Source organism: Bradyrhizobium niftali (genome assembly GCF_004571025.1).
In the GTDB taxonomy this organism is placed as follows: domain Bacteria; phylum Pseudomonadota; class Alphaproteobacteria; order Rhizobiales; family Xanthobacteraceae; genus Bradyrhizobium; species Bradyrhizobium niftali.
Genome location: NZ_SPQT01000007.1, coordinates 208,231 through 223,120, shown reverse-complemented (window position 1 = coordinate 223,120; position 14,890 = coordinate 208,231). Strand labels below are relative to the sequence as shown.

The following is a 14,890-nucleotide window of genomic DNA, read 5'->3' as shown; positions in this document are numbered from 1 at the left end:
GCGGTGAGCCGGTCGGCTGTCGGCCACCGCTCTGAATTATTGAATTCGTGGTCTGGTCTTTTTCGGGCTGGAATGGGCAGACACGTCGCCTCTTCGGTCGGCGGCGCGTCGAACGGACAAGAGCTGTCTCGTTGTCTCCACGAAGCGTTGGGCCGCTGGTGAGAGGACGAAATCCGCCCGGCTTACCAGAGAAACGTGTCTGATTATCGCGGGGCGAGACAAGGGAACGGCTGCGAGCGTCGGGAATTGCGCCACGGGAAGCATATGTGCAGGCAAAATGCTTATTCCGGCGCCTTCTGCCGTCAATGCCAGTGCAGTCGTGATGAGAGAAACTTCCAGATTTGGTTTTAGCTGACGTCCGGTCCTGGCTAGGGCATCATCGATTTGCGACCTGATCCTTGTTCCGCGGCGCATTGCGATCAAGTTGCATTTTTCGAGGCTGTCCCACGTCAGCCGGGAAGCTTTCTCAAAGCGACCGTCCTTGATCCCAATAGCCGATAGTGAGCTGTGCGTAATTGTTTCGATCTTCACGTCCGGCGTGTCGGCGTTCTCAACGCTTCCGATGCCCAATTCGGCATCTCCGGCGGTGACAAACGGAAGCAAGTCATCAGGCGCAACATCGAAGATCTCGACGCGGACGTCCGGATAGTCCGCTCGATATCGCGCCAGGACGCGAGGGAGCAATGCAGAGGCAACTCCCGCCGACACCGCAATTGTAGTCCGACCTGCCTTCACCTCGACCAGATCGCTCATGTGCCTGGCCAATCCGTTGGCGCCAGCAAGTATCCGTTCCGCAATCGGTATCGCGTCCTTGCAGGCGAGGGTCGGACGCAGCGCGCGGGTCGTGCGGTCGAACAGTCTGAGCTGAAAGTTCTCCTCAATCTGCCTGATCAGGAGACTGACCGCCGATTGCGTCACGCGCATTTCGGCGGCGGCCTTGGTGAGGCTGCCATGGCGATAGACCAGAACGAGTGCTTCGAGCTGTCGCATCGTCGGGATCATGAGTTTACCTTATGAAATGATGAGAATTTTGTGACTATTCTGAACGATCGGAACCTGCAAGATATTTCGGTAGCCGAATGTGCCCGCGATGAAATCCAGTATGGCGCGCTACGCGCAGCCAGACTGGGCCTGATCAGGCCACGGTACGAAGCCGGGCTACCAAGGGGAGGACTTCATGGGTCAAAAAGGGACTTTGGCCGCGATCGGCGCCGTTCTGATCGTTCTCGGCGGGCTGCTCGCTCATTTCACCCAGACCGCGAATGGAATTCGCATCGAAGACGTCCGCTTCAAGGGCGCCAAGGGCAATACCATGAGCGCCCTTGTCTATATTCCAGCGAATGCGACCGAGAAGACGCCGGCACCGGGGATTCTCGCGGTCCACGGTTATCTGAATTCGCGCGAGACGCAGGACGGCTTTGCGATCGAGTTTGCGCGTCGCGGTTATGTCGTCGTGGCGCTTGACCAGACGGGTCACGGCTACAGTGATCCACCGGCCATCGCCAACGGCTTTGGCGGCCCCGACGGACTCACCTATCTGCGGAGCCTGCCCTATGTGGACAAGAACAACATCGGGCTTGAAGGGCATTCGATGGGCGGCTGGACCGTGCAGGCCGCGGCGACGGCGATGCCCGACGCTTACAGGTCGATCGTGCTCGAGGGCTCCTCGACCGGAAAGCCGTTCGCAGCCGACGGAACGCCCACGTGGCCACGCAATCTCGCACTCGTTTTCTCGCAATACGACGAATTTTCACTGATCATGTGGGGCAGCGAGTATGCTGCTGATATTCCCAAGTCGGCAAAGCTTGCCGCGGTGTTCGGTGTTGCGGGACCGATCGAGCCCGGCAAGGTGTACGGCGATATCGCCAAGGGCACGGCACGGGTTCTCCATACGCCGGCAATCACCCATCCCGCCGATCATTTCTCGCGCGAGGCGATCGGCTATAGTCTCGACTGGTTCGGTAAAACGCTGACCGGGGGCACACCGTTGCCATCGACCGATCAGATCTGGCTCTGGAAGGAAGTTGGGACGCTGGTCGCACTGGTAGGACTTGTCGTCCTCCTGCTTGGTGCGTTCGAATCTCTGCTCGGCATGGCGCCATTTTCGGTGCTCCGCGCCGTCCCGTCTGGCCCTGGTGTGACGACCTCAGCACCATCCATGCAGAACGGACGTTGGTGGATCGCGTTTTGGCTCTCGGCGCTGCTGCCGGCCATCACATACTATCCAGCCTTTGCACTTGGAGCCACGTGGCTTCCCGCATCCCGCTTCCTGCCGCAATCCTTCACCACCCAGATCGCACTCTGGGCTCTGATCAATACGGCGATTACGCTGGCGTTGCTTCCCCTGTTGCCGAAGCGCCCGATCCGAAAGGGCGTCGTGGGTCAATCGATACTGATTGCGGTCGCGACCGTTGCTGTCGGTTATGTTGCGATGTGGCTGGCCGATGTCCTGTTCAAGATCGACTTCCGGTTCTGGGTCGTGGCGCTCAAGCTGCCGAGTGCGACGCAATGGATGATCATGCTGATTTACCTGATACCGTTCACCCTGTTCTTCGTCGTCGCGTTGCACGCCCAGCACCGCAACTTCAGCCGCCTCGGCGCCTCGGCTCCTGGTCATTACGCCGCGATGATCCTGTCGCTTTCGCTTGGTTTCACTATCCTTATCGGCGGCCAGTATCTGGCTCTCTGGCTGGGCGGAAAACTGATAAATCCCGTCCCGAGCTCGCCGGTCGTGCCGCTGTCCACCATTATCGGCATCCAGTTCATCCCGGTGTTTGCCACCGTCGCTATCATCTCGACGTTCACTTGGCGACGCACCGGCACATCGCTGCCGGGAGCGCTGATTTGCGGTCTGCTCGTTACTTGGTACATTGTTGCCGGTACTGCGACCCAGGCTGCATTCTGATGTCTGGGAAAGAAATCCGGACATGACGAAGCGCAGCACTGCACACTACTTCCTCGAAGGACTCTCGGATATCGGGGTCGACTACGTCTTTGCCAATCTCGGTACGGACCATGTCTCACTGATCGAGGAGATCGCGCGCTGGGACAGCGAAGGGCGCCGGCACCCGCAAGTGATACTGTGTCCCCACGAAGTGGTCGCGGTTCACATGGCGGCGGGCTACGCCCTCGCTACCGGGCGCGGGCAGGCCGTATTCGTCCATGTCGATGCCGGCACCGCCAACGCCTGCATGGCGATCCAGAATCTCTTCCGCTATCGCCTGCCGGTCATGCTGTTTGCCGGCCGGGCGCCATTTACTCTGCATGGCGAACTGCTGGGATCGCGCGACACCTACGTCCACTTCGTTCAGGATAGCTTTGATCCCGCCAGCATCGTGCGGCCGTATGTCAAATGGGACTACTCGCTGCCGTCCGGGGTGGTCGTGAAGGAAGCATTGGCCCGCGCCGCTGCTTTCATGCAGAGCGATCCCCCGGGGCCAGTCTACATGTTGCTGCCGCGTGAGACGCTGGCCGAAACCTGGGACGATTCCGCAATGCCGGCCTATCCGCCGGCGCGCTACGGCAGCGTTCGGGCGGGCGGCATCGAGCCGGGGCGCGCGGCCACGATTGCCGAAGCCCTCATGAGCGCAGAAAATCCGGTTGCCGTGACCGCTTATCTTGGTCGCAAACCGCAAGCGGTCGCCGTGCTCGACCGGTTGGCGAGGACTTGCGGCATCCGTGTCGTTGAATTCAATTCGATCGATCTGAATATCTCTCAGGAGTCACCGTGCTTTGCGGGATTTGATCCGGCCTCAATCGTGTCACAGGCGGATCTTGGGCTGTTGCTCGATGTCGATGTGCCTTTTGTGCCGCAATCGTTGAAGGCAGCCGCAGCCAGGCGCTGGATCCAGATCGATGTCGATCCGCTGAAGGCAGATTTTCCGATGTGGGGATTTGCCACCGACATGCGCGTCCAGGGCGACTGCGCGACCGTTCTGCAGCAAGTGCTGGATATTGTGGAGGAACGCGCTGACGAGTCCTATCGGAGCAAGGCCCAGGCGCGGATTTCGAGCTGGGCCCCCGCGCGCGAAGCTGCCGAGGCACGGCGTCAGGCGGCTGCGGCCGCGGAAGGCGTTCAAGGTGCGATCAATCCTGCCCACCTGTTTGCCCGCCTGAGTGCAGCGCTTTCGCCGAACGACATCGTCATCAATGAAGCGATTCGCAATGGGCCGCTGCTGCAACAGCAACTCCGGCGGACAGAGCCTGGCAGCTATGTAGGCCTCGCGGGGGGTGGGCTGGGGTTCAGCGGCGGCATGGCACTCGGCCTCAAGCTGGCGCAACCTTCCCGCCGCGTTGTGCAGGTCGTCGGCGACGGCGCCTTCCACTTCTCCTCACCGGATTCCGTCTACGCAACGGCCCAGCAGTATCAATTGCCGATCTTTACCGTCGTCCTCGACAATGGTGGATGGCAAGCCGTCAAAGCGTCGGTCCAGCGCGTCTATCCCGACGGTGTGGCGCAGAGGATGAATTCATTCCAGTCGCTGCTTGCGTCAGGCCGGCAGGGGGAGCGCCGATGCTTCGCCGATGTTGCATCCGCCTTCGGCGGCTACGGCGAGGAAGTAGTTGATCCGGTTCAGCTTGATGCGGCGATCGACCGTTGCCTTGCCGCTGTCGATGACGGGCGTGCCGCCGTTCTTCACGCGCGCATCACACCACTTTAGCTGCCAGGTGCTTACCAGGCCATTCCGATCGAACGGGACCTGCCAATTGGCAAAAGCCTCGCCCTCAACAATCGTGCCGCGACTTAGGCGTCGTGCGCACTCCGGTGTCCAGCATGGGACGGGATCGATTTCGCGCAGGCAGCAGCTCTTAGCAGGGTATTAAGAAGCAATGTCCCGAGTTAAGTTGCCCTCCGGAAACACTTTGTCTTTTAACGGGGATTGACTTGACCCTCTCTCCGCCATTTGCACGGCGTTCCTCGCCAAACTACGTTCCTCTACGATTTTGTACGCCTTGCGGTAGCCGCGCGAGCTCGCAGGTGGCAGTTGCGCCGAAGGCGGCAACCCGGTGAGGTCAGTGTCCAAACTTTGCAGGCGCTATCGCCTCAGCCGATACCACTCGGACATCGGCTGGCCTTCCACCACTCAGAAATCCGAAACTTTTCCGACCGCAAAGCCAGCGAAGCGATCTGGTCGGTAGGGCTTCGGATCAACGATTGGCGCCGCCCCAGTCACGATATCCGCGACCAGGTGGCCGGAGCCCGGGCCGATACCAAAGCCGTGTCCGCTGAAGCCCGCGGCCAATATCAAGCCGGGTAGAGATGAAACCTCTCCGATGGCTGGCACGCCGTCGGGCGTCGAGTCGATGTAGCCCGCCCATGCAGCGGTGATTTTCGTGTCCCTCAGGGCCGGTAAGAGGTCGAGGGCGCGCCGATGCGTGAGTTCAATTGTGCTTCGATCGGGCGCCGGATCCAGAATGCGAACCCGCTCCATCGGCGTAGGGCTGTCGAGCCGCCAACGGTGGAGTGTTTCATGTCCCGACCATACACCCTCGAGGCCTCCGGGGAGCAGACTGCGCCAGCGCCGCAGAAACATCGGGAGGAATTGCGGGGCGAAGCGGAACTGCTGGGCTGTCGGATCAACGCGCCCTCGACCACTGATGGCGAGTGTATATCCGCCATCGCCGCGTTTCGTGACCGAAACGCCGGAGGTATGCAATGCATCGGGTAAGCCCTTCACGGCAGTCGAGACCGAAAGGATGGACGAGCGGATCGAGGCAAGCGGAAGGCGGATGCCGGACTGGTGGCAGAAGGAGGAGGACCACGCGCCTCCTGCCAATATGGCGACCTTGGTGCGGATCGTACCGCGCTCGGTCACGACCGCGCTCACCCGGCCGCCCTCGGTCTCTAATCCCCGTGCCGCGCACATCTGGTGCACGGTGCCTCCACCCTTGAGGATGGCCCGCGCTGCCGCAGGGGCCGCATTGGAGGGATCGGCGATGCCGTCGCTCGCCGAGAAGACGCCGCCCTTCCAGGCGCGCCCGGTGGCTGCGCCATGGGAAGTAGCTTCGGTCGCATCGAGCATGCGAGTGCTGACGTTCACGCCGCGGGCAAAGTCGCACCAGCGCGCCCAGCCCGCCAGCTCGGCCTCATCGTTGCTGAGGTACAGGAGGCCGCAGCGGGAGAAACCGGTGTTCTCTCCGCTTTCAGCGCCAAATCTCTCCCACAGGTCCAGGCTCTTGGTTGCCATCGGCAGCTCTCGAGCATCGCGGTTTTGCTGGCGGCACCAACCCCAGTTTCGGCTGGATTGCTCGGCGCCAATCCGCCCCTTCTCCACGAGAACGACGCTGAGGCCGCGCAAGGTGAGATAATAGGCCGCGAACACTCCGATAATGCCGCCTCCGATGACCACCACGTCGGCGCGGTCGGGAAGATCAGGCGAGGTCTCAATCTGACAGAGGGGCGCGGGCATCCTGTGTTCCTGGATTTCGATGACTGCATCTTAGATCGCGCATTCGCGTAGACGGCACCGGATTCGATGGTGGTCCAGCATTTTATGCTGTATCCTCCATGTACTGCAAAACGGCGTTCTGTCCGAACGATACATGTCAGTGACGGACGTCGGCTGCGAGAGAAGTAAGCTTTTTGCTCGCTGTGCAGAATTTTCTGCTGCGCGTTGATGAGTGGAGGGCGCTCAATGAAACTCGATCGGATTGACATCAAGATTCTTCACGAACTCCAGAAGAACGGCCGCGTCACCAATGTCGAGCTTGCCGAGCTGGTCAATCTGTCGCCCAGCCCATGCCTCATGCGCGTGAAGAGACTGCAGACCGAGGGCTACATCGAGGGTTACTCAGCCCAGATCAACATGCGCAAGCTGGGACAGACGCTGACCGTGTTCACGGAAGTGACGCTGAAGAACCATCGACAGATCGACTTTGCCCGCTTCCTGAGCGCGGTTGAGAAAGTCGACCAGCTGATTGAATGCCATCTGGTCTCGGGAGGCTACGACTACATGCTGAAATTCGTCGCCGCCAGCATCGGCGAGTACCAGACGATAATGGAGCGTCTGACCGATATGGATATCGGCATCGATAAGTATTTCAGCTTCGTTGTCCTCAAGTCGCCTATCGTGCGCTCCCACATGCCACTGACCAGCCTCTTCCCGGCTTGATGCCACTGCGCCAGCTAGTGGTGGCAATAGGTCCGCACCTGCTCTGGATCCTGCTGCAATCCATCTAGCCAGGTCGGGTCGAGTTTCGGCACTGAAGAGAACAAAAGCCGGGTATAGGGATGCTCCGGTACCTTTGACCGGACCGGCGTGATCTCCTCGACCTTCTGACCGCGATACATGACGATGATCTCGTCGCAGATCGCCTCGACGACCGACAGATCATGGCTGATGAAGATGTAGGAAAGACCGAGCTCCCGCTGCAACTCCTTCAGGAGCTCGATCACCGCGGCCGCAACAACCGTATCGAGGGCCGACGTGATCTCGTCGCACAGGATAAGCGTCGGTTCAGCAGCAAGCGCCCGAGCGAAATTGACACGCTGCTTCTGACCGCCTGAAAGTTCTCCTGGCCGTCGTTGGCGCACGGATTTGGGAAGGCGGACCAGATCGAGAAGCTCGCTGATGCGCGCATCGCGCGCCTTACCCCTCGTCCCATGATAAAAGGTGAGGGGGCGTCCCAGTATGTCTTCCACGGACTTCGCTGGATTAAGCGCGGTGTCGGCATGCTGGAATACGATTTGAATCTGGCGGAGTTCGTTGCGGGTGCGGCTGCGGCCGGCTTTCCCCAATTCCCGGCCATTGAAGGTGATGCCTCCCGCGTGGGCCGGCAGGATGCCGGCAATTGCCCGGGCAAGGGTTGACTTCCCGCAGCCAGATTCGCCGATGACGCCCAGATTTCGGCCCCGGTCCAGCCTGAGGCTGACCGACTGGACAGCACTGACCAACGGTTCTCCATTGCGCAGGCGAGAGCCGTAGCCGACGGTCAGCTGGTCCACCATCAGCAAAGGCAGGTTCGCTGTCGTTTCGATTTCCGGGACGCGCTCTTGCGCCTTCGGCCTGAAAGCGGCCAGGAGTTCCTGAGTATAGGGATGGCGAGCATGTTCGAGGATCTCGCTGGTGGTGCCGGTCTCCCGGATTTCACCATCCTTCAGCACGACTATCCGATCCGCGATCTGGGCGACGACGGCCAGATCGTGGGAAACATAAATACCGGCGATATTGTGCTGTCTCGTCACGGTCTTGAACGCGCGCAGCACCTCCACTTGCGTGGTGACATCGAGCGCCGTCGTGGGCTCGTCGAAGATCACAATCTTCGGTTGGCCGATCAGGGCCATGGCTGCGGCGAGGCGCTGAAGTTGCCCGCCCGAGACCTGGTGAGGATAACGGTCGCCGATGGCTTCCGGCTCCGGCAACGACAAGGCCCTGAACAGCGAAATGGCCTTCGCTCGCGCCTGAGCGGCCGGCATGAGCTTGTGAATTTGCGCCACCTCGACGACCTGATCCATGATGGTGATCGCCGGGTTGAAGGCGGCCGCAGCACTCTGCGGCACGTAGGCCACGGTCGTGCCACGAATGCCGGCGCGTTCCGTTTCCGAAAGGCCGACCATGTCAACGCCGCCCACACGGACTTCACCGCCTGTTATTTTGCAGCCTTGCCGGGTGTAGCCCATCAGCGTCAGGGCGATGGTCGTTTTGCCCGAGCCGCTCTCGCCGATCAGGGCGACGATCTCGCCCTCGGCGATATCGAGGCTGACGCCCTTGATGATCTCCAGCCGCCTGCCGGAGTCGGTTGTCGCCTCAACCCTGAGGTTGCGGATCTCAACGAGGTTTCCCGTCATTCGGGGCTCCGGTCGCGGATTCTGCGCGGCAGATTGTCGATCAGAAGGTTGACGCTGATGGTGAGACTTGCGATGGCGAGCGAGGGGAAGAGCACCGCCGGCGCAGCAAAGGGCAGTCCACCGATATTCTCGCGCACGAGCGCGCCCCAGTCGGCGTAGGGTGGTTGCACGCCGAGTCCCAGAAAGGACAGACCGGAGAGCAGTAGCACAACGAAGACGAAGCGGAGGCCGAGGTCGGCCAACACTGGACCCAGAATATTGGGCAGGATTTCCGAGGCGATGAGATAGGGGAGCTTTTCGCCGCGAATCCGGGCCACCACCATGAAGTCCATCGTGTTGACATTGACAGCGAGAGCCCGGGCGAACCGATAGGCTCCCGGGGTGTAGATCACCGACAGCGTCGCAATCAGCGCCGGGATCGACGAGCCGACCGCGGCGACCACGACGAGGCCGAACAGCTTGCTTGGAATCGAGTTCAGCGCATCGAGAAACCGGCTCAGCATGGTGTCGAGCCAGCCTCCGGCAACGGCTGCCGTCATGCCGAGCGCGACGCCGCTGAAACAGGCGATCGAGACGGCGGCAAGCGAAATGCCGAGCGTATAGCGCGCTCCCATCAGGATGCGCGAAAAGATATCCCGACCGAGATAGTCGGACCCGAGCCACAGGTCTCGGCTCACAGGCCCGAAATAATCCGTATCGACGATCTCGCCGACGGAATGGGGGATCATGTGCGGGGCGAAAAGGGCGACGACGACCCAGAGAAGGATCACGCCCAGAGCCGAGATGCCGACAAGATTGGCGCGATAGCCCAATCGAATGCCGCGCCGGCCGGACGAAGTCGATGTCGTCATCGGAGCCTCGGATTGGAAAGGACGGCGACGATGTCCGCAGCCGTGATCAATGCCAGGTAACCAAGGCAGAAGATCATCGCGCAGGTCTGGATCAGCGGGAGATCGCGGGTGGAAACGGCATCGACCATCAGCTTTGCGATCCCGGGATAGTTGAAGATGGTCTCCACGATGATCACGCCGCCGAGCAAGTACGATAGCGAGAGTGCGACCGCATTCACGATGGGACCAAGCGCATTCGGAAGTGCATGTCTCAGCACCATCCGGGGACGCGATGCCCCCTTGAGAAGCGCCATCTCCACGTATGGTGTGTTCAAAGTCTCGACCACGGCAGCGCGCGTCATGCGGATCATCTGCGCAGACACGCCGAATGTGAGCGTCATGACCGGCATCGCGTAGGTCCGCATCAGGTCATAGAACGACTTGGTCTCGTTGGTGAAGGACAGTGCCGGCAGCCATTTGAGATACACGGCGAAGAGCAGGACGGCCAGGGTTGCGATCATGAACTCCGGTACCGAGATGATACCGATCGTGGCGACGGTAACGATGCGGTCGTAAAGCGTGCCCCGCCACATCGCGGCAGTGATGCCAAGCGTCAGGGCGAATGGCACGGCGATCGCGGCCGTCAATCCTGCAAGCTTCATCGTGTTGGCAAGGCGTCCATGTATCAGATTGGCGATCGGCACGTTGTTGGCGTAGGACGTGCCGAAATCGCCCTGGAAGATGCCGGCGATCCATTTCAGGAATCGGATGATCGCGGGATCGTTGAGGTGCATCGCCTTGCGCAGACCCTCGACGGCTTCTGGCGTCGCGGACTGTCCAAGCAGGATGGTGGCTGTGTCGCCGGGCAACAGCGCGGTGGCAGAGAATACGGCAATGGAAACGATCAAGAGCGTGATCAAGGCGATCAGCAGCCGTCTCATCACGAGCGACGAAATCTGTCTTCTCACGTTCGCACTCCCACATCACCCGGCGATTTCGTCGCCCACGGTTCCGATTTCAGGACCAGGGCAGGGACCTCGCTGGAGCCCAATCAGGTGGCAAGCCAGACGTACTCGGCGAACGCATAGCCCATCATGCCGCCGAGCGGGTTGGGCTCCAGTCCCTTCAGCTTTTCGGTGACGGCGTCCACATTGGAGATGTAGGCCGGAATAATGGTGCCTGCTTCTTCCGACACCATGATCTGCATCTCGTTGTAGATTTCGCGGCGCTTTGCCTGATCGAGCGAGGCACGGGCCTCGGCCAGCATCTTGTCGAACTTCTCCGAGGTGTATCGGCTCTCATTCCATGGAGCATCCGACTTGTAGAGCAGGGAGAACAGGATGTCAGGCGTCGGGCGCGGGTTGACGTTGCCGAAGTGGATCGGCGCCTTCAGCCAGTAATTGCTCCAGTAACCGTCGGAAGGCACGCGCTTCACATCGAGCTTCATGCCGATCTGGGCGGCTGTGGCCTGGACGATCACGGCCATGTCTATCGCCGAATTGGCTGCGTCGGAAGTGATGACCTCGATTGGTTGACCGAGAACGCCCGCTTTCTGGAAATGGAATTTGGCCTTTTCCGGATCGAACGCTTTGGGCTTGAGGGCCGCGTTGTGGTAGAAATTGGCCGGGGATACCGGTTGATCGTTGCCGACTACGCCGAACCCGCGCAGTGCTGACTTGACGATCTGCTCGCGGTTGACCAGGTATTTCATGCCCTCCACGAAATCCCTGTTGTTGCCGGGCGCCATGTCCATGCGAATGTTCAGGTCTGTGTAGTTGCCCGAAGTCGTCTTGGACAGTGCGAAGCCATTGACGCCATCGAACAGGCGCACGGACCGCGGGTTGATCGCCGCAGCGAGATGAATGTCCCCGGAGAGAAGAGCATTGATGCGGGCGTTTTCATCCTGAATGGCGAAGAACTCGAATGAATCGACATTCGGACCTCCCTTGAAATAGTTGGGGTTTCGAACGCCGATCGAGCGCACGCCGGGTTCGAATTGCTTGCACTTGAAAGCGCCGGTGCCGTTGCCTGAGGAGAAATCGGTCGTGCCGTCGGCCACGATCATAAAGTGATGCATGGACAGGATCGTCGGCAGATCCGCGTTGGGGCTCGCCAGCGTGATCTCGACCGTATTCTTGTCGACGGCCTTGAAGCCGGTCATCTGGACGGCGATCGCCGCGACTTTGGATCCCGTTGCTTTGTCCAGATGACGCTTCAGCGAGTAGATGACGTCATCGGAGGTCAAGTCCTTGCCGTTGTGGAAGGTAACGCCTTTCTTCAGCTTGATCGTCCAGGTCTGGGCATCGCTGCTCTCGATCGACTCGGCAAGCTCCATCTGGGGCACGCCCGCTTGGTCGAGAAATGTCAGGCGGTTGTAGAACGAGCAACAGCGCACATAGTCGGTCGATAGTGAGGCTTTGGCCGGGTCAAGCGTGTCGGCGGTCGAAGAGGACCAGCCCGCTGCTTTCAGAGCGCCTCCCTTGACAGGCGTCGCCGCTACCGCCTGCGATGCGCGGCCGAGGACCGTGCTGGCGGCTGCCATTGCCATGCCGTTGACAAGCATCAGCTTCAGAAGCTCGCGGCGCGAAGCACCGCCGCGAATGGAGCGCTCGATCATCGCGTCGTCTGAACGAGACCAGTTCGTCGTCGTGTCGCTCATCTCAATCCCCTCGCTATTGGATACCGCTATGGCTCAGGTTGCGGTAAGCGGCAGATTGTTCTGCCGGGCCGTTGTGGTGGATGCCGGCCTGGTCCCGTCATGGCGACCAAGTTGCTGCGTCCTCCAGGCTTTCATTCTTTTCCCGCGCTCGAAGTCTCGCAGGTTGGACCCGCGGCGGTGGCCGAAAAAACCGGGGCAACGGCACAAAATTGCGAAGATGCGCCCATTTGTAGTGTTTCGGACCTGCCATCTGCCGGCCCCTTACGCATGCCTATTTTTATTGCAGTGCGGTGCGCACATCCGCATCGGCCAGAGTCTCGTCAAGAATCATGGCCGTGCGCTCGACGATGGCTTCGATGTCGGACTCGGAGCAGCAGAGCGGCGGCGCATAGCCGAGCACGCCTGTCGGGAAGGCCCGGATGATGAGGCCGTTGTTCCAGGCGCGGTCGAAGATACGCCGCGCCGGTTCGGCCGCGGCGGGGAGCGGCGTCTTGCGTTGTTTGTCGGTGACGAGTTCGATGGCGGCCAGCATGCCGCGGCCGCGCACGTCGCCCACCAGGGGATGATCCTTTAACGATTGAAGGCCGGCCATCAGACGTGCACCGGCTTTCGCGCCATTCGCAAGCAAGCCGCTCTCATAGAGATGCAGCACCTCCAGGGCCACCGCGGCACTGACGGGATGGGCGGAGTAAGTATATCCGTGTCCAACCGCGCTTGCACCCGCCCCATCGGCGATCGTGTCGTAAACATGATCCGACAGGAAGACTGCACCCATTGGCACATACCCGGAGGTCAGTCCCTTGGCGACGGTCATGAGATCCGGGACGACGTCGTCCTCGCTGCAGGCGAAAAGTGGACCCGTCCTGCCGAACCCGGTAATGACCTCGTCCGCCACGAAGAGAATGCCATAATCCCGGCACCGTGCGCGCATCGCTTTCATCCAGCCCTTGGGCGGCACGAGCACGCCACCCGATCCTTGGATCGGCTCGGCATAGAATGCGGCGACGCGATGTGGACCGCCGATCTCCGCGATCTTCGCCTCGAGCGCTGCCAGCGAGGCCGCGATGATGGCATCTTCATCCTGCCCGGCAGGATTCCGATAGACATAGTGCGAGGGGATCGTGTGCTGCCAGCTGAGCGGCAGGCCGAAACCGGCATGGAAGGCGGGCAGGGCTGTCAACCCGGCGCCGACCGTTGAGGACCCATGATATCCCTGCTCGACGGAGATGAATTGGTCGCGTTGCGGTTCGCGTCGGGCGTGCCAGTAGTAGCGGATGAAACGTACCGAGCTGTCGACGGCATCCGAACCGCCCAGCGTGAAGTAGATGTGGTTCAGGTCACCGGGAGTCCGCTGTGCCAATTCCGCCGCGAGCCGGATCGCCGGCTCCGAGCCAAGGCTGAAATAGCCCGTTGCGTAGGGAAGCTCACGCATCTGCCTGGAAGCGGCCGCAACGATGCTCTCGTGCCCATAGCCGGCATTGACGCACCAGAGCCCGGCGAAGCCGTCAACGAGTTGGTGTCCGGAGGCGTCGGTCACCGTTGCTCCCTTGGCCGATTTCAGCACCCTGACCCCGGCGGCCTCGTGACCCCGGTAGGAGGCGACCGGGTGGATGAGATGGGCCCGATCGAGCTCGATGAGAGAATTGCTGAGCATTAACGATCTCCGCTTATCCAAAGGCCTGGCTGGCAAGGGCGAATGTGGTGAGCGGGGCGCCGCTGGATCGCGGAATGACGGGGCGCTGCATGGCAACGCCTTCGTCCGCGCGGACGAGGCCCTTATCCGTGAGCCAGGACCCTAATTGGGGTGTCTCGGCGGTATCCACGCGAACGAACTGTCCTTCCCGCTCGGCCATGAAATAGGCGAGCAGAGCCGTCGCGTCGTCGGCGTTTGCGGCCACGACGGGGCCGATCACCTCACCCCTGCCGAAGGCACGTACGGCTGCAAATCCGGCAATCCGGAAGCCATCAACGAGTACCGCGAGGCGACCGACCTTCGCAAGAACACGAAGCAGATCCTCGCGGTCTGCACCGCTCGCGCTTCTGTCGAGTTCGATGATCTCGGATATCTCGCGCGCCTCTGGCGGCCGGACATGCGTGGGAGGCGCGACGCGCCGAACCTGCCCCTGATGCTGGACGATGGTGCCGGTTTCGCGAAAGCCGAGCTTGTGATAGAGCGCCAAACCCTCGCGCGTTGCAATGAGCCTTAGCGCGCGCGATCCCGCCAGAGCGATCACTGCCTCCATGAGCTTGCGGCCCAATCCACGCCCGCGTGCGGCCTCATCGACCAGGACCATGTTGATGGTTGCGACATCGCGCTTGTACGGCGTCATCAGAACCGTCCCGAGCACGGTTGTGGCATTCGCATCCACCGCGACGATTCCCGTGCTGAGGGCGAGTGCCAATTGCCAGTCCTCGATGCGGTGCGGCCAATTGGCTTGACGTGAAAGGCGTGTGGCGCCTGCGAGATGTTCGGGCCCGAAGGCGATGAGCGAGATGGAGCTCTGCGTCATTGGCTCGTTTCCATTGTCCGGCTCCAGTCTCCTGTGTAAGGGACGGGCACATCGTCTGAAGGTCACCGCGTGAACGATATCTTCGACTGCAGCCGACGGAAAA

The 14,890-nt window shown here is 61.1% G+C and carries 11 protein-coding genes; 3 read left to right on the top strand and 8 right to left on the bottom strand.

What is annotated here, in order from left to right; all coding sequences use genetic code 11:
- Positions 1-36: 36 nt before the first annotated feature.
- Positions 37-1,002 carry a LysR family transcriptional regulator gene (locus E4K65_RS15970; RefSeq protein WP_135174987.1) on the bottom strand — a complete coding sequence of 322 codons (966 nt, stop codon included), beginning with the start codon at positions 1,000-1,002 and terminating at the stop codon, positions 37-39.
- Positions 1,003-1,177: 175 nt separating this feature from the next.
- Here E4K65_RS15970 and E4K65_RS15965 point away from each other — a divergent pair, with 175 nt between their 5' ends.
- Positions 1,178-2,905 (top strand): alpha/beta hydrolase family protein, encoded by a 1,728-nt coding sequence (locus E4K65_RS15965; RefSeq protein WP_135174986.1) that lies wholly within the window; start codon positions 1,178-1,180, stop codon positions 2,903-2,905.
- Between the two features lie 22 nt (positions 2,906-2,927).
- Positions 2,928-4,661 (top strand): thiamine pyrophosphate-requiring protein, encoded by a 1,734-nt coding sequence (locus E4K65_RS15960; RefSeq protein ID WP_135174985.1) that lies wholly within the window; start codon positions 2,928-2,930, stop codon positions 4,659-4,661.
- Positions 4,662-5,084: 423 nt separating this feature from the next.
- Here the strand turns inward: E4K65_RS15960 and E4K65_RS15955 are convergent, their stop codons facing one another.
- Positions 5,085-6,410 (bottom strand): NAD(P)/FAD-dependent oxidoreductase, encoded by a 1,326-nt coding sequence (locus E4K65_RS15955; RefSeq protein ID WP_135174984.1) that lies wholly within the window; start codon positions 6,408-6,410, stop codon positions 5,085-5,087.
- Positions 6,411-6,635: 225 nt separating this feature from the next.
- Between E4K65_RS15955 and E4K65_RS15950 the strand changes: the two genes are divergently transcribed.
- Entirely contained in the window at positions 6,636-7,112 is a 477-nt protein-coding gene (locus E4K65_RS15950) for an Lrp/AsnC family transcriptional regulator (protein ID WP_027547764.1), read from the top strand.
- 14 nt (positions 7,113-7,126) lie between these two features.
- On the opposite strand, the gene E4K65_RS15945 is transcribed toward E4K65_RS15950, so the two are convergent.
- The 6 genes from E4K65_RS15945 to E4K65_RS15920 all read right to left on the bottom strand — a co-directional run bounded on the left by E4K65_RS15945 (position 7,127) and on the right by E4K65_RS15920 (position 14,787).
- The gene (locus E4K65_RS15945; protein WP_135174983.1) at positions 7,127-8,788 is read right to left on the bottom strand and encodes an ABC transporter ATP-binding protein; all 1,662 of its coding nucleotides are present in this window, start codon (positions 8,786-8,788) and stop codon (positions 7,127-7,129) included.
- On the bottom strand, positions 8,785-9,639 hold the full coding sequence (locus E4K65_RS15940) for an ABC transporter permease (RefSeq protein WP_135174982.1): 855 nt from the start codon (positions 9,637-9,639) through the stop codon (positions 8,785-8,787). Before E4K65_RS15940 ends, E4K65_RS15945 begins: the two co-directional genes overlap by 4 nt.
- The gene (locus E4K65_RS15935; RefSeq protein ID WP_135174981.1) at positions 9,636-10,586 is read right to left on the bottom strand and encodes an ABC transporter permease; all 951 of its coding nucleotides are present in this window, start codon (positions 10,584-10,586) and stop codon (positions 9,636-9,638) included. Before E4K65_RS15935 ends, E4K65_RS15940 begins: the two co-directional genes overlap by 4 nt.
- A gap of 83 nt (positions 10,587-10,669) precedes the next feature.
- Positions 10,670-12,277: an ABC transporter substrate-binding protein gene (locus tag E4K65_RS15930; RefSeq protein WP_135174980.1), complete on the bottom strand. Its 1,608-nt coding sequence runs from the start codon at positions 12,275-12,277 to the stop codon at positions 10,670-10,672.
- Positions 12,278-12,554: 277 nt separating this feature from the next.
- Positions 12,555-13,931: an aspartate aminotransferase family protein gene (locus E4K65_RS15925; protein WP_135174979.1), complete on the bottom strand. Its 1,377-nt coding sequence runs from the start codon at positions 13,929-13,931 to the stop codon at positions 12,555-12,557.
- Between the two features lie 13 nt (positions 13,932-13,944).
- Entirely contained in the window at positions 13,945-14,787 is an 843-nt protein-coding gene (locus tag E4K65_RS15920; RefSeq protein ID WP_135174978.1) for a GNAT family N-acetyltransferase, read from the bottom strand.
- Positions 14,788-14,890 lie beyond the last annotated feature (103 nt).

Bases quoted from the DNA above. Each gene is read 5' to 3' on its own strand.
- E4K65_RS15950 (WP_027547764.1), top strand. From the start codon at position 6,636: ATGAAACTCGATCGGATTGACATCAAGATTCTTCACGAACTCCAGAAG.
- E4K65_RS15955 (WP_135174984.1), bottom strand. From the start codon at position 6,410: ATGCCCGCGCCCCTCTGTCAGATTGAGACCTCGCCTGATCTTCCCGAC.
- E4K65_RS15940 (WP_135174982.1), bottom strand. From the start codon at position 9,639: ATGACGACATCGACTTCGTCCGGCCGGCGCGGCATTCGATTGGGCTAT.
- E4K65_RS15930 (WP_135174980.1), bottom strand. From the start codon at position 12,277: ATGAGCGACACGACGACGAACTGGTCTCGTTCAGACGACGCGATGATC.
- E4K65_RS15960 (WP_135174985.1), top strand. From the start codon at position 2,928: ATGACGAAGCGCAGCACTGCACACTACTTCCTCGAAGGACTCTCGGAT.
- E4K65_RS15945 (WP_135174983.1), bottom strand. From the start codon at position 8,788: ATGACGGGAAACCTCGTTGAGATCCGCAACCTCAGGGTTGAGGCGACA.
- E4K65_RS15970 (WP_135174987.1), bottom strand. From the start codon at position 1,002: ATGATCCCGACGATGCGACAGCTCGAAGCACTCGTTCTGGTCTATCGC.
- E4K65_RS15965 (WP_135174986.1), top strand. From the start codon at position 1,178: ATGGGTCAAAAAGGGACTTTGGCCGCGATCGGCGCCGTTCTGATCGTT.
- E4K65_RS15925 (WP_135174979.1), bottom strand. From the start codon at position 13,931: ATGCTCAGCAATTCTCTCATCGAGCTCGATCGGGCCCATCTCATCCAC.
- E4K65_RS15920 (WP_135174978.1), bottom strand. From the start codon at position 14,787: ATGACGCAGAGCTCCATCTCGCTCATCGCCTTCGGGCCCGAACATCTC.